The organism is Nocardia jiangxiensis NBRC 101359 (assembly GCF_000308615.1).
GTDB classification, from domain to species: Bacteria; Actinomycetota; Actinomycetes; order Mycobacteriales; family Mycobacteriaceae; genus Nocardia; species Nocardia jiangxiensis.
Window position 1 is genome coordinate 59,167 of sequence record NZ_BAGB01000171.1, and the last position, 14,462, is coordinate 73,628.

Annotated in this window: 12 protein-coding genes and 1 tRNA gene; 3 read left to right on the top strand and 10 right to left on the bottom strand. The window is 67.3% G+C overall.

What is annotated here, in order from left to right; all coding sequences use genetic code 11:
- Positions 1–16 precede the first annotated feature (16 nt).
- The 3 genes from ON40_RS43910 to ON40_RS43920 form a co-directional block, all read right to left on the bottom strand.
- A complete protein-coding gene (locus ON40_RS43910) occupies positions 17–448 on the bottom strand; it encodes a YbaB/EbfC family nucleoid-associated protein (RefSeq protein ID WP_040831706.1) in 432 nt (143 codons plus the stop codon).
- A 59-nt stretch (positions 449–507) separates the two neighbouring features.
- The gene (locus tag ON40_RS43915; RefSeq protein ID WP_040831708.1) at positions 508–2,157 is read right to left on the bottom strand and encodes a hypothetical protein; all 1,650 of its coding nucleotides are present in this window, start codon (positions 2,155–2,157) and stop codon (positions 508–510) included.
- A gap of 499 nt (positions 2,158–2,656) precedes the next feature.
- Positions 2,657–3,700 (bottom strand): NAD(P)-dependent alcohol dehydrogenase, encoded by a 1,044-nt coding sequence (locus ON40_RS43920; RefSeq protein WP_040831824.1) that lies wholly within the window; start codon positions 3,698–3,700, stop codon positions 2,657–2,659.
- Between the two features lie 118 nt (positions 3,701–3,818).
- Here ON40_RS43920 and ON40_RS43925 point away from each other — a divergent pair, with 118 nt between their 5' ends.
- Entirely contained in the window at positions 3,819–4,742 is a 924-nt protein-coding gene (locus tag ON40_RS43925) for a helix-turn-helix transcriptional regulator (RefSeq protein WP_040831709.1), read from the top strand.
- A 276-nt stretch (positions 4,743–5,018) separates the two neighbouring features.
- On the opposite strand, the gene ON40_RS43935 is transcribed toward ON40_RS43925, so the two are convergent.
- Positions 5,019–5,094 (bottom strand) — tRNA-His (locus ON40_RS43935).
- Between the two features lie 65 nt (positions 5,095–5,159).
- The gene (orn, locus tag ON40_RS43940; protein ID WP_040831712.1) at positions 5,160–5,777 is read right to left on the bottom strand and encodes an oligoribonuclease; all 618 of its coding nucleotides are present in this window, start codon (positions 5,775–5,777) and stop codon (positions 5,160–5,162) included.
- A 256-nt stretch (positions 5,778–6,033) separates the two neighbouring features.
- On the opposite strand from orn, the gene ON40_RS43945 reads away from it, so the two are divergent.
- Positions 6,034–7,752, top strand: a complete 1,719-nt coding sequence (locus tag ON40_RS43945) for a helicase HerA-like domain-containing protein (protein ID WP_040831716.1) — start codon at positions 6,034–6,036, stop codon at positions 7,750–7,752.
- 20 nt (positions 7,753–7,772) lie between these two features.
- Here the strand turns inward: ON40_RS43945 and ON40_RS43950 are convergent, their stop codons facing one another.
- On the bottom strand, positions 7,773–8,708 hold the full coding sequence (locus ON40_RS43950; RefSeq protein WP_040831718.1) for an amidohydrolase family protein: 936 nt from the start codon (positions 8,706–8,708) through the stop codon (positions 7,773–7,775).
- A gap of 93 nt (positions 8,709–8,801) precedes the next feature.
- On the opposite strand from ON40_RS43950, the gene ON40_RS43955 reads away from it, so the two are divergent.
- A complete protein-coding gene (locus tag ON40_RS43955; RefSeq protein WP_051194517.1) occupies positions 8,802–9,266 on the top strand; it encodes a MarR family winged helix-turn-helix transcriptional regulator in 465 nt (154 codons plus the stop codon).
- A gap of 89 nt (positions 9,267–9,355) precedes the next feature.
- Here ON40_RS43955 and lysA read toward each other — a convergent pair whose 3' ends face one another.
- The 4 genes from lysA to ON40_RS43975 form a co-directional block, all read right to left on the bottom strand.
- Positions 9,356–10,699 (bottom strand): diaminopimelate decarboxylase, encoded by a 1,344-nt coding sequence (gene lysA / locus ON40_RS43960; RefSeq protein ID WP_040831720.1) that lies wholly within the window; start codon positions 10,697–10,699, stop codon positions 9,356–9,358.
- Positions 10,700–10,873: 174 nt separating this feature from the next.
- A complete protein-coding gene (gene cmrA, locus ON40_RS43965) occupies positions 10,874–11,668 on the bottom strand; it encodes a mycolate reductase (protein WP_040831721.1) in 795 nt (264 codons plus the stop codon).
- Between the two features lie 135 nt (positions 11,669–11,803).
- The gene (locus ON40_RS49005) at positions 11,804–12,391 is read right to left on the bottom strand and encodes a VOC family protein (protein WP_218008980.1); all 588 of its coding nucleotides are present in this window, start codon (positions 12,389–12,391) and stop codon (positions 11,804–11,806) included.
- Positions 12,392–12,396: 5 nt separating this feature from the next.
- A complete protein-coding gene (locus ON40_RS43975) occupies positions 12,397–14,457 on the bottom strand; it encodes an NADPH-dependent 2,4-dienoyl-CoA reductase (protein WP_051194538.1) in 2,061 nt (686 codons plus the stop codon).
- Positions 14,458–14,462: the final 5 nt, after the last annotated feature.

Sequence of the window (14,462 nt, forward strand, 5' to 3'; positions counted from 1 at the left end):
GCTGCGATGACGACGTTCACCCCGGTGGGTTCTGCTCGCCCCGGAGGTAGGCGCGGATGCCGGGCAGGCTGGGGGCTTCCGGCATGATGTCGGAGAGTTCGGGCATGTCATCCAGCTCGGCCGCGACCGGGGCGGTGAGGGCCTGATGCTGTTCGCGGACGTTCCCGGCCGCCGCCTGGACCACGTCGACGATGAGGCGCGCGAGGTCGTCGGGCGTCTTACGCAGTGCGGCGGTGGTCAGCGTCAGATCGGCCAATACGCCGTCCGAGTCCACGGTGACCTCCACCGACCGGTCGGGTGAATTGGCCTGTGCCCGAATCGCTTCCCGCTGCTTGTACGCCTCGGCCAGTTGGCCCTGCTTCCGCTCGTAGGCGTCCAGGAGGTGCTCGACCTGGTTACGCAACCCATTGTTGGCCGACAACAGGCCCTCACGCTTCCAGCGGTCCATAGGTGACAATTTTTCCCGCTCACCGCTGATGGGAAGACCACGGCCGCCCCTCGATGCTGCTACCGCCTGTCCGGCACCGCAGCTCGTGCCATCACCACCAGCAAGCGATGCAACACCTTGGCCGGGCCGCGAGCCTTGCTGCCGTGCATCTCGACCGCGGCGAATCCGGCGGCCAGGGCTCGACCGGGCGAGAGCCTGTCGTTGTCGAAGCTGTAGTCGTCCAGTTGGGCCCGCCAGCGCTTGTAGCCGCTGACGATGTGGCCCATGTTGTTGTCCTGGGCGCCGCTGATCCGCAGGTATTCGGTGATCAACGCGCGCTGGGCTTCGCGCCGGGCGCGCAGCCTACCGGTGAGGTCGAGCACGTGGCCGAGTTCGAGCAGCATCGTCGCGTACATCGGCCGCCGCTCCGTCTTGTCCGTGGATCGGGTTGCCACCCTGTCGCGTTCGATGAGCAGGCCAGGGTCCTCCACGGCAGCCCGGGTGAGGACGATCCACGGTTCCGGAGCCTGCGAGAAATCTGCCCCGGAGCCCGATGTGGCTGCCGCACAACGGTTCTCGACTTGCGACATCGGGCCGCTCGCGGCGATCGCGATGCCGCGGAGAATGATCGAATACTTCGTGAGCACCGTGTCGACGGCATCGGCGATGTCCTGCGCCGTCTGTTCGGCGACACCGGTCGCCTCGAATCCGGTGATCTCGAGGCCGTGCCTGGCGGCCATCTCCCGCAGGATGCGCATCGCCTCGTCATCGGTCTCCGGCCGCGGCCGCACCGCCGCGGGCTCCCGGCGTGCAGGTGTGGCGCGGCGTTTCTCTTCGCCCGGCTTGGCGGGGCTCGGTGGGCGGTCGGGTTTGCGCGGTGGGGAAACTCTTGGTGGCGTTCGGCTTTCAGGGGAGTTCGCGGTCTCCGGTGTGCTCGACCTCGCCGCGTTTCGAGCCCAAGGCGTATCTGCCGGCGGGCGGGCGGAAATGTTGCGAGCCGCCGCGCTCGGATTGGCCGGCGTCGTGCTGGTGCGGGCATCGGCGGCCCGGGTCGCCGAAGGGGCGGAGGTGTTCAGAGCGGAGGTGCTCGATGCGGGCACTGTGGGCTGCTGTTGGTCTGCGTTCGAGCCGTCGTCGGCCGGGTCGGAGCCGTTGCCGGGAGAGCCTGAATCGGACGAGCCCGGCTGTTGTTGCGCGGCCGGTTGCTGTTGTGCGGCCGGTTGCTGCTGGTTCGTGCTGGCGGCAGGCTGCGCGGCGTTGTCGGACGGCTCGGAACCCGTGTTGTCCGCCGCCGCGGCCGTCGGTGCGCCCGACGACCCGGTGGATTGCTGGGTGGGCTGGGCGCTCTGGTTCGGGTAGCCGGAGGTGGGCGAGGAGATCGGCGACGGATCCGTCGTCGAGGTGCCGGTGTTCGCCGGATCGGCGTTGCGAATCTGCGCGGCGCCGCTCTTGTCCTGATTCTCGAACGAATCGGTGATGTTGCGCAGGTCGGCGCCCATCGCGCGCACGGCGGCGACCAGGTTGTCCATACCCTCCATGCCCTGTTTCTCGCCCGGGACATAGGTTTTCGCGAAGGTCTTACCGGGTTCGTCGTTACCCCAGCAGTCGCCCTCCTGGCCCAATGCGGCCTTCAATTCCGCCACCATGCGTGCCGTCTCGTCGGCGACCTGATCCAATTCCCGCGCTGAGGCACGCATCCCGCCGGTGTCGATCCACAGCGACTCGCTCATGCCACGTCAGTCAGTGCCGTCCCACGTAGGTTTCGGGGTGGCTTCTTTCGGGATTGTGGTGGGGGTGACCTTCGGATCTTCGGGGCTGTTTCGAACCTCGTTCGGCATATCAACTACCTAATCGTCATAATGCGGGCAGCCGCGCAGCCGACCGGCGTCTACCTGCGGTTTTGTGGCCGACGTGGCGCCGTCCCCGGGCGCTCAATTATGACTCGGCACCGAATCGAGGTGTTGCCGACACTGGGAACGTCTCCCGGTGGTGAACGCCTCGTCGGAAGAACTCGACTCGAGCCGGAGGGCAGGTCCGGAATACGCCGCGGACCTGCCCCTCATGGGGTCCCCGACGTCCCGGCATACGAACCGCGACATTCTGGTCGATGGGCAACAGATCGTGATCCGGCCGGTCGGGACCGTTGTGCGCTGAGTGCGGTGGTCCGATGGGTGAGCCGTACGGATGAGAATGGTCCGGGGGCGCGGCTCCCGGACCACGGGGTGTCGGTCAGATGGTGGCCGTGTCGATTACGAAGCGGTAGCGTACGTCGGAGTTGTCGACGCGTTCGTATGCCTCGTTGATCTGGCTCGCCTCGATCAGTTCGATCTCCGCGCCCAGGCCGTGCTCGGCGCAGAAGTCGAGCATCTCCTGGGTCTCGGCGATGCCGCCGATCATGGAGCCGGCGAGGATCTTGGCACCCCCGAGCAGCGAGAACAGGTTCAGTGAGATGGGCTCCTCGGGGGCGCCCACGTTCACCAGCGCGCCGCCGGTCTTCAACAGGCTCAGGTACGCGCCGAAGTTCAGCGGCGCGGACACCGTGGAGAGGATGACGTCGAAGGAACCAGCCAGCTCCTCGAACGTTTTCGGATCGCTGGTGGCGTAGTAGTGGTCGGCGCCCAGCTTCAGGCCGTCGTCCTTCTTACGCAGCGACTGAGACAGGACGGTGACCTCCGCGCCGAGAGCGTGGGCGATCTTGACGGCCATGTGGCCCAGGCCGCCCAGCCCGATCACGGCGACCTGCTTGCCGGGGCCGGCGCCCCAGTGCTTGAGCGGGGAATACGTGGTGATGCCGGCGCACAGTAGCGGTGCGGCCACGTCGAGGGACAGGCCCTCGGGGATGCGGACGGTGAAGGCGTCGGCAACGACGATCTTCTGCGAGTAGCCGCCGTAGGTGGGCTCGCCGTCCTTGCCCACGCCGTTGTACGTCTGTACGTTTCCCCGCACGCAGTGCTGCTCCTGGCCGTTGAGGCACGGCTCGCACACGCGGCAGGAATCGACCATGCAGCCGACGCCGACGCGGTCGCCGACCTTGAACTTGGTCACAGCCGAACCGACGGCCTCGACGATGCCGGCGATCTCGTGCCCCGGGACCATCGGGAAGATGGCCTCGCCCCATCCCGCACGGGCCTGGTGGATGTCGGAGTGGCAGATCCCCGCGAACTTGATGTCGATCAGTACGTCGTGCTCGCCGACCGTGCGGCGCTCGATGGTGGTGCGCTCCAGTGGAGCCTTGGCGCTGGGCGCGGCATATGCGGCAACAGTGGTGGTCATGGTGTCCAGCGTCCGCGACGAACCGGCACTCGCCCAGCCCACCGCTTTACGTACGTCCAGTGGTCCTACTACTGACAGGGTCAGGCTCGTGGTCGTACGACCGGGAATACTGGAGAACATGAGCGACAACCTCGCCCCGGACGACGCTCGGGCCGGCCATTCCGACGGCCTGGACCAACGTGCCGAGCTCAGCGAGTTCCTGCGTACGCGCCGGGCCCGGCTCGACCCGGGCGATGTGGGGATTCCCTGGCATGGGCGGCACCGACGGGTGCCGGGTCTGCGTCGCGAGGAACTGGCGCAGCTGGCAGGGGTCTCGGTGGCTTACTACACACGGCTGGAGCAGGGCAACGGGCGCAATGTGTCGGCGGAGGTGCTCGACTCGATCGCGCGCGCTCTGCGGCTGACCGACGCCGAGCGCGCGCACCTCACTCATCTCGCCAAGCCGAAGCAGCTGCGGCGCAAGTATCGGCCGCCCAAGCGGCAGCAGGTGCGGGTCACGCTGCAGCAACTGCTGGAGTCGATGGACGGGATGCCCGCGTATGTGGCCGGGGCGCGGTCGGAGATTCTCGCATGGAACCGAATGGCGGCGGCGCTCTTCGGTGACTGGGGGCAGTTGCCACCCACTGAACGCAACTGGGCGCGGCTGACATTTCTTTCTCCCGACTACCGGCGGCTGTTCCTCGACTGGGATTCCAAGGCGTCCGACATGGTCAGCTATCTGCGGCTGTATGCGGGCCAGCACCCGGACGATCCGGATCTGTCGGCGTTGGTGGGGGAGTTGTCGGTCAAGAGCGAGGAATTCCGGCGGCTGTGGGCCACGCACGACGTGAAGGAGAAGGGGCACGGCGTCAAGCGGATGCGGCACCCTCTGGTCGGCGAGCTGACGCTGGCGTACGAGACGCTGTACCTGCCGGACGACACGGAGCAGTATTTGTGCGTCTACCATGCCGAACCGGGCTCGCCGTCGGCCGAGGCCCTGTGTCTGCTGGCCAGTTGGGGCACAGACGCCGCTCAGGCCCCCACCAAATCAACCCGCCCATGACACTGTCGGCAGAGCGCGATCCGCGCGGCCGGGCCATCCGAATTCAGCTCCGAATATCCAGAACTCGGCATTTTCGGATATTCGGATCCGCGACGTCTCCGGTGTCGGACGCGTGGAACAGCGCCTCGAGGTCACTGCCGTACAGCTGGACGGGTGTGTAGCGATTCGTATGTTCTTCGGGGGTGGAGGTGTCCCGGTATGCGAACCGCGCCGAGTCGGAGTGCTCTAGCTGTGGAAATGCGAAGGCACGCACCGAAACAGTGCGTGCCTTCGCGTTGGGGTGGCTGACGGGACTCGAACCCGCGACACCCAGGATCACAACCTGGTGCTCTACCAGCTGAACTACAGCCACCATGCCGGTAACAACCGGCGCGGTAGATACTAACGCGTACCCCGGTGTGAGACCTAATCGGTGACTTACGCTGGGCTTTTTCCGGCGGGGCCGAGCTGGGCGGCGATCGTGGCGATCTCCGAGGTGGAGGGGCCGGGGGCGGCGACGAACGCGGTGCGGCGGTAGTACTCGAGTTCGCGGATGGATTCCTGGATGTCGGCGAGGGCGCGGTGCGACAGACCCTTCTCGGGCTGGCCGAAGTAGATGCGCGGGTACCAGCGGCGGCAGAGTTCCTTGATCGAGCTGACGTCGATCATGCGGTAGTGCAGATGTGCGTCCAGGGCGGGCATGTCGCGGGCGAGGAAGCCCCGGTCGGTGGCGATGGAGTTGCCGGCCAGCGGGACGGTGCCGGGGGTGGGCGCGAACTCGGTGATGTAGTCCATGATCGCCTGTTCGGCCTCGGCCATGGTGACCGTGGAATTGCGCACCTCCTCGGTCAGCCCGGAACGCGCGTGCATCTCCTGGACGACGGGGGGCATCGCGGCCAGCGCCTCGTCGTCGGCGTGGATGACGATGTCCACACCCTCTCCCAGGACGTTGAGGTCGCTGTCGGTGACCAGCGCGGCCACTTCGATCAGCTTGTCGCTGTCCAGCCGCAGGCCGGTCATCTCACAATCCATCCACACCACAAGTTTGTCGGACACCCGGTCACATTAGCCCCGCAACCGGCAGCCGCGTCCCGGCCGGGCGGTATTTCGGGGTGTTCGCTCCGTTTTCTCCCCGCGTGGCTACCCGAATCCGTGGCGCCGTGGCGTCGAAACCTAGTTGCGGTGAGATTGCTGATCTGTGGTGTGTCTTTCGGTGGAGGTCATCGGAGATACTGTCTTCGCAGTATCCGTGCTTGGTCGAAGTGAACGACAGTGTTGGCGGTCAGTTAGCAGAGCAGACGGAGGATCGGCGATGACGACACCGGCGGAGAAAGCGGCAGCCGCACGCAAGGCTGCGCAGGAGGCGGCGCGGATCGCGGCCGAGGCGGCGGCGGAGGCCGAGGCCGCGGAGCGGGAAGCGGCTGCGGCCGAATCGGCCCAGGCTGCGGATTCGGCGGCGGGTGTGGCGAATTCGCCGGATGCGGCCGAAAGTGCCTCGGCGGGAACCGGATCCGCGGCCGCCCGGGAGATCGCCGCCGGATACGCGTTCGAGGGCGCGAGCCTGGAACTGGGTGCGGTGCTGATCGACGGCACGGTGGATTCCGATGCGCGCGTACGTATTCCGATGCGGACGATGAATCGGCACGGGCTCATCGCCGGAGCGACCGGAACCGGCAAGACCAAGACACTGCAGGGGATCGCCGAACAGCTCTCCGCCGCGGGCGTTCCGGTGGTGCTGGCCGATGTGAAGGGTGATCTGTCGGGCCTGTCGCAGCCGGGTGCGTCGAGTGACAAACTCCTCGCCCGCGCCGCGGAAACCGGTGACACGCAATGGGAGCCGAGCGGATACCCCACCGAATTCGTCTCGCTGGGCACCGAAGGAGTGGGCCTGCCGATCCGGGCCACGATCACCTCCTTCGGTCCTGTGCTGCTGAGTAAGGTGCTGGGGCTCAACGAAACTCAGGAATCCACGCTCGGGCTGATCTTCCACTGGGCCGACAAGCAGGGCCTGGCGCTGCTGGATCTGAAGGATCTGCGGTCGGTGATCCAGCATCTGACCAGTCCCGAGGGTAAATCGGACCTCCAGGGCATCGGCGGGGTGTCCGCGGCGACGGCGGGGGTGATCCTGCGCGCACTGGTCAACCTCGAGGGGGAGGGCGGTGACACGTTCTTCGGTGAGCCGGAACTGGATCCGGCCGATCTGCTGCGCACCGTGGACGGGCAGGGCGTGATCACACTGTTCGAGCTGGGTGCGCAGTCCGCCCGGCCGGTGCTGTTCTCCACCTTCCTGATGTGGGTGCTGGCCGATCTGTTCCAGACGCTGCCCGAGATCGGCGATATCGACAAGCCCAAGCTCGTGTTCATCTTCGACGAGGCGCACCTGCTGTTCGCCGACGCGTCCAAGGCGTTCCTGGAACAGGTCGAGCAGACGGTGAAATTGATCCGCTCCAAGGGCGTCGGTGTCTTCTTCTGCACCCAATTGCCCACGGACATACCGAATCCGGTGCTCTCACAGCTGGGTGCGCGCATCCAGCACGCCCTGCGCGCGTTCACCCCGGACGATCAGAAGGCGCTGTCCAAGACGGTGCGCACCTATCCGAAGACCGCGGCCTACGACCTGGAGAAGGCGCTCACCTCGCTCGGCATCGGCGAGGCGATCGTGACGGTGCTGTCGGAGGTGGGTGCGCCCACACCTGTCGCGTGGTCACGTCTGCGCCCGCCGCGCTCGCTGATGAACGCCATCGGTACCGACGCGATTCGCTCGCACGCGCAGTCGAGCCCTCTGTTCGCCAAGTACGGCCGGACCATCGACCGTGAATCCGCCTACGAGATCCTCGCCGCGAAAGTCGCTGCCGCACAACCCCCCTCGGAGCCGGAGCGGACGCCGAGCCCCGCCCGCCCGGCCCGAGACGAACCGTCCGCCGCCGAACGCATCATGAGCAATCCGGCGGTCAAGAGTTTCCTGCGCTCGGCCGCGAACGCCGCGTCCAAGGAGATCAGCCGCAGCCTGTTCGGCACCCGCAAACGCTGACGGCAGATGACCGATCGCCGTCAGGCAGCCAAGCGGGGGAACAGGGTTTCGGCGTTGCCGCGGTTGATCGCGTGCACGCCGCCTTCGGGCCAGGCGTCGTAGTGGTCCAGGTATTCGTCGTTGCGGGCCACGGATGTGGCCGGCGCGAAGGGTCCGTCGCTGCCGTAGAGGATGTGCGTCGGATCGGCGAACTCCCGCAGTGCCGGCAGGGAGGTGGGGCTGGTGGCCAGGGCCGTGTCGAGGTAGAAGCGCCGCAGTTCGGCCAGGATTTCCTCGGGATCGCTGCCGTCACCGATCAGTGGTGCGGTCAGCGCGATCCGGTAGGCGAGGAAGGGTAGTGCGCCCCCGGCGTGCGACAGGATCACCTTCACTCGCGGATGCCGGGACAGCACCCGGGAGGTGGCCATCTGCACGGCGGTGCGGGTGGTGTCGAACGGGAAGTCGACGATCGGCGCCACGATGCCGGGCAGCGCCGGCAGCTCCGATTCGGTCGGGTGGACGAAGACCACGGCCGCGCGGGCATCCAGCTCGGCCCACAGCGGCTCGAATGCGGGATCGCCGAGATAACGTCCGCCCGCATTGGTCATGAGCGTGACGCCGTCGGCATTCAGCGTGTCGAACGCGTACGCCACCTCGGCCAGCGCGCCGTCCACATCCGGCAGTGGCAGGCTCGCGAACAGGCCGAAGCGGTCGGGGCGGTCCTTGACCAGCTCCGCGGTGAATTCGTTTCCGGCACGGGCTGTTTCGCGAGCGCGAGCGTCGTCGCCGAAGTGTGTGCCGGGTGCGCTGATGGACAGCACGCCGGTGGTGATCTCGTTCTCGTCCATCGCCGCGATGGCGCTGCCGGGCGACCATTCGGGCAGCGGCCAGCCCTCCGGGTTCCGGTCGATCAGGGTGCGCCGATAGCTCGGCGGAAGGATGTGCTGGTGGACATCGATGCGTGCGGAATCGGTCATTACCGGACTCCTCGTCTGTGGATGCGTCGTCACGGGTCAGATTTTCAAGCTAATTATTAGCTTGCTAACAATTAGACTGCTAGGCTAACACCCGTGACCGCGGACGACAAGGACGGCATCGAGGAGCTGGCGCGTGCCATCGACGCGCTGTTTCTGGCCATCCGTCAGGCCCGCGCCAGCGCCTTCGGCCACGATCTGCTCTCGATCTCCCAGCAGGCGCTGCTCGAACCGCTCGTCGACGAGGCCGGGCAGCCGATCGGCGGACTGCCGGTCGGCGCGCTGGCCGCCGCGGCGGGCGTCAGCGTGCCGACCGCGACCCGCACGCTCAAACAGCTCGAAGCCAAAGGCGTGGTCACCCGCACCCGCGCCGCGCAGGACGAGCGGCGCGTGCTGATCGAACTGACCGACCTCGGCCTGCAACGGATGTCCACATTGCGCGGTCTGCGGCGCGAGGCGCAGATGCAGGGCCTGGCCGTGTTCGAACCCGAGGAGCGGATCGAACTCGCGGCCCAACTGCGCAGGTTGACCGGCATGATGAAATCCCGTGCGTTGCACTGACTTCCGGTATCGCGCCGATGTCGGTCCGAGGTAGCGCCCGAGAGATCGTCCGGGTTCTGCGGCGAACCGCTGACGGCGGCAGCGTCGCGTTATCCGAGATCTCTGGCCAGTAGATCAGCCGAGGTCTCCCGACGGATCTGTTCGTGGCAGCGGCCGTTGCGGACCGAGATGATCGGCGGGCGGCCCACGCCGTTGTAGGTGGAGGCCAGGCTGTGGTGGTACGCGCCGGTGCAGGGGACGGCCAGCACTTCGCCGGGGCGCAGGTCCGCGGGCAGGCTGACGTCGGCGGCGAGGATATCGCCTGCCTCGCAATAACGTCCGGCGACGGTCGCGGTCATGTGCGGGCCGGTGGGATGGCGATTGGCGACGACGGCGTCGTACCGCGCGCCGTAGAGAGCCACGCGCGGATTGTCGTTCATACCGCCGTCCGCGATGACGAAGGTGTGCCCACCCTCGACATGTTTGACCGCCATCACCCGGTACAGGGTCACCCCGGCGCGCGCGACGATGGCGCGGCCGGGTTCCAACGAGATCTGCGGTCGCGGAAAGTGATTCAGCGCGCAGGCCGCGTCGAGGGAGTCCTCGACGATATCGGCGAGGACGGGCAGATTCATCTCCGCGTCGCCGCACCGGTAGGCGACCGCGTGGCCGCCGCCCAGGTCGAGTTGCGGGAGCGTGCGGCCGTATTCTGCTCGCACACGGGACATTTCGGCGATCAGACGGCGCACGGCCTCGCCGTAGAAATCGGGATCGTGGATCTGCGAACCGAGATGGCAGTGCAGGCCGACCAGTTCGAGCATCGGCTGACGCATGATGCGGTCGATCGCGTCGACCGCCGCGACGCTGCCGAGCGGGAAGCCGAATTTCTGGTCCGCCACACCGGTTCGCACCGCCGGGTGGCCGTGCACATCGATATCGGGGGACAGCCGCAGCAGCACCTGCTGCGGCCGGGTGGCCACTGCGGCCAGCAGGGTGATCTCGGTGATCGAATCGACCACGATCCGGCCCACGCCCGCATGCACCGCGGCCTCCAGTTCCGCGAACGGTTTCCCGCTGCCGTGCAACATGATTCGCTGCGGGTCCACGCCCGCGGCCAGGGCGATGGCGAGTTCACCGCCCGAGCACACGTCGACCGACAGGCCCTCCTCGGCGACCCAGGCGGCCACCGACTTGGTCAGCAGAGCCTTTGCCGCGTAGATGATCTCGGCGTCCGGGAAGTACTTGCGGTATGCCCGGCAGCGCCGTCGCACCTCGGACTCGTCCAGGACGTAGACCGGGGTGCCGTACTGATCGGCGATATCGGCCAGTGCCACTCCACCGATGGTGATCCGGCCCAGATCGTCGTAATGCGTCTCGCACGGCCAGATGGTCGCGTCCAGACGCGGGGACAACATTCCCGACCGCAGCGACGGGAAGATCTCGAGCAGCGTCACGGCTTCTCCTGTGTTCTCCCCGCTTTCTCCTGTGGTGCGGGGCCACTGTCAGGATTACGCCGTGCGCACTCGGCAGAATCACGCGATTACGCGCCCTTGACCAGCTCCGTCGCGATCTTGACGCGCTGCTGACGCCGATGTGACCTACCTGGCCCGTGCGTCTCGCGGTGCGGTCTACCCGCCCAGCTTCTTGTAGAAGGCACCCACGATCGGCGCGGTCAGCGCACGCGGCGAGTACTGCCCCGCGACGCTCATACCCTTGCTGATCAGGCCCGGAACCACGCGCATCTTGTTGCGGTCGAGTGCGTCGATGGAGATCTTCGCGGTGTAGGCGGCGGTGACCCAGATGAAATCGGGGACCTTGCTGCCGACCTCGTCCTGATCCGGATTGTCGGTGCGGACCGGGCCGGGCGCCAGCAGCGTGACGTTGACGCCGCTGCCGGTCAGCTCGCCGCGCAGCGATTCGGAGAAGCTGTTGGTGAACGCCTTGCTGGCCGCGTAGGTGGCGTTGTTGGGGATGGGCATGTTGCCCGCCGCGGATCCGGTGATCAAGATGCCGCCGCTGCGCCGCTGCAACATGCCCGGCAGCACCGCGAGGGTCAGATCGTGCACCGCGACGGCGTTGAGCTCCATCACCGAGCGCTCGAAGTCCAGGTCGAGTTCCGCGACCGGCCCGAACGTCGCGACCCCGGCGTTGTTGCACAGGATCGCGATGTCGCGGGAGGCGAGTTCGGCCGAGAGCGGGGCGCGCTGCTCGCGATCGGACAGATCCACCGCGCGCACCTCGGCGGTGACGCCGTACCGGTCGGACAGTCGCTGGGAGAGTTCGGCGAGCAGATCGCCGCGCCGGGCGATGAGGATCACCGAATAGCCGCGGCGGGCCAGCTCCTCGGCCAGCGCGGTGCCGATCCCCGAGGAGGCTCCGGTGACGACGGCACGATTGTCTGAAGTGGGTGCGGGAAGACTCACGCCGGGGAGCCTACCGGCTGTCCCGAGATCTACGCCCACGAGCGCACCCGGGAGATCGTGTACCGGGCATGACGCGGTGGAATCCGTCTGCTCGCCGCATTCGGCTCGGACCGGTGGCCCGGTCGTTGTCCGGCATCAGCGAGGTGCGGGTTCGTAGAACGCGATGCCCCAGTTCAGGTGGCCGGACCAGGCACTGGCTATCCGACCGCCCTGGACGGCAGGCTTGGGGTCGCTGATTGGCCCGTCGGCGGCGCGCACGGCGGCCACGGTGGCGTCGAGATCGCGTGTGCCGAAGGCTATTCCGGGCAGGCTGGCCGGTTTGCCAGAGGCGACGACCTCGAGCACGGTCGCGCCCGCGCGGAAGAAGGCCATTTCGGGCCCCGACGGGCCGCGAGGGCGGAAACGCCGGCGGGGTCCGTCGCCCAGCACCGCGGTGAGTGCGGCGACGGCCTCGTCCAGATCGGGGACCCAGTACACGACGTGGTCGATGAAGCTGACCGCATTGGGATGTATTGTGTCGCCGGGCAATTCGTCCCGATCTCCGGACAGCAGCTCCGGAATGCCGAGCAGCTCCGGATCGGCGATGGCCCCGTCGAACCCCCAGCTCGGCCGGGTGTCGATCGTGCAACTGATGCCGCCGATCAGGAAACCTCCGTCGGAGACCGTGAAACCCAGTGCGGTCCAAGCCTTCTCGTCCCCCGGCATGCCGAGGCGGGTGAGCATGCCCATCAGATCCCCGCCGCCAGTCGGGTGCCCTGATCGATCGCCCGTTCGGCGTCGAGTTCGGCGGCCACGTCCGCGCCGCCGATCAGGTGGATTCGCACCCCTGCGGTTCGCAGCGGCTCGACCAGCTCGCGCACGGATTCCTGTCCGGCGCAGAGGATCACGTTGTCGCAGTCGATGACGGTCGGACGGGATCGCTGTTCCCCGAAGCTGATGTGCAGCCCGCGATCGTCGATGCGCTCGTAGTTGACCCCGCCGATCTGCTCGACGCCCTTGGCCTTGACCGCGGCGCGGTGCACCCACCCGGTGGTCTTGCCCAGACTCTTCCCGAACGTTCCCGATTTACGTTGCAGCAGAACGACTTCCCTGGTCGCGGGGGAGGGGCGGGCGGTGACGAGCTGGCCGGGTGCGTCCGGATCCGCCGCGGTGACGCCCCATTCCTGCATCCACTCGTCCAGCTTCAACGCCGGGTGACCGTCGACGGTGAGGAATTCGCTGACGTCGTAACCGATTCCGCCCGCGCCGATGACCGCGACCTTCTTGCCGACCGGCTTCTCCTCGCGCACCAGTTCAGCGTAGGTGAGCACCTTCGGATGGTCGATGCCGGTGATGTCCGGGATGCGCGGGCGCACGCCGGTGGCCAGTACGACCTCGTCGTACCGCCCCTCGATCAGCTCGGCCGCCTCGACCCGGCGATCCAGGAACACCCGGACCCCGGTGACCTCGAGCTTCCGCGTGAAATAGCGGATCGTCTCGTTGAACTCCTCTTTGCCCGGAATGCGCCGGGCGATGTCGAACTGTCCGCCGATCTTGTTCTCGGCCTCGAACAGATCCACCTTGTGCCCGCGTTCGGCCAGGCTCACCGCGGCCGACAGTCCGGCCGGGCCCGCGCCGACGACGGCGATCCGGCGCATCCGCCGGGTGGGCAGCAACCGCAGCTCGGTCTCGTGCCCGGCACGTGGATTCAGCAGGCAGGACACGGTTTTGTGGACGAAGGCGTGGTCCAGGCAGGCCTGATTGCAGGCGATGCAGGTGTTGATCTCGTCCTCGCGGGTCTGGCGGGCCTTGTTCACCCAGTCCGGATCGGCCAGCAGCGGGCGCGCCATCGAGATCAGGTCGGCGTCGCCGCGGGTGAGGATCTCCTCGGCGGTCTCGGGCATATTGATCCGGTTCGACGCGCACACCGGAATATCCACTCGCGCTGTGATTTTCGCGGTGAACTCGACGAACGCCGCACGCGGCACCGAGGTGACGATGGTCGGCACCCGTGCTTCGTGCCAGCCGATGTCCGTATTGATGATGCTGGCCCCGGCGGTTTCCAATTCCGTTGCCAGCGCGAGGATCTCGTGTTCGGTCTGGCCGTGCTCGACGAATTCGGCCATGGACAGCCGGAAGACGATCAGGAAATCCGGCCCGACGGCCGCGCGGATGCGCCGCACGATCTCGATCGGGAACCGGCGGCGGTTCTCCGGCGATCCGCCCCAGCGATCGGTGCGCTTGTTGGTGCGCGGCGCGAGGAACTGGTTGATCAGATACCCCTCGCCGCCCATCACCTCGACGCCGTCGTATCCCGCGAATTTCGCCAGTTCCGCACAACGCACGTAGTCCGCGACCGTGCGCTCGACCCCTTTGCCGGACAGCTTGCGCGGCCGGAACGGATTGATCGGCGCCTTGATCGAGGAGGCCGAAACACTGAACGGTACATAGGCATATCGCCCGGCGTGCAGGATCTGCAGGGCGATCCGGCCGCCCTCGGCGTGTACCGCCCGGGTGATCGCGCGATGCCGGTACGCCTCGGTCCGGTTGGTGAGTTTCGCGCCGAAGGGCAGCAGCCAGCCCTCTCGATTGGGCGCGTATCCGCCGGTGATGATCAGACCCACGCCGCCGCGCGCCCGTTCGGCGAAATATGCGGCGAGCCGGTTGGTATCCCACGCCCGGTCCTCGAGCCCGGTGTGCATCGAGCCCATCACCACCCGGTTGCGCAGGGTGAGCGCGCCCACCTCGAGCGGTTCGAACAGATGCGGATACGGATTGACCGATGCGGCCGCCGCGGGATTCGCGGTCATGGATT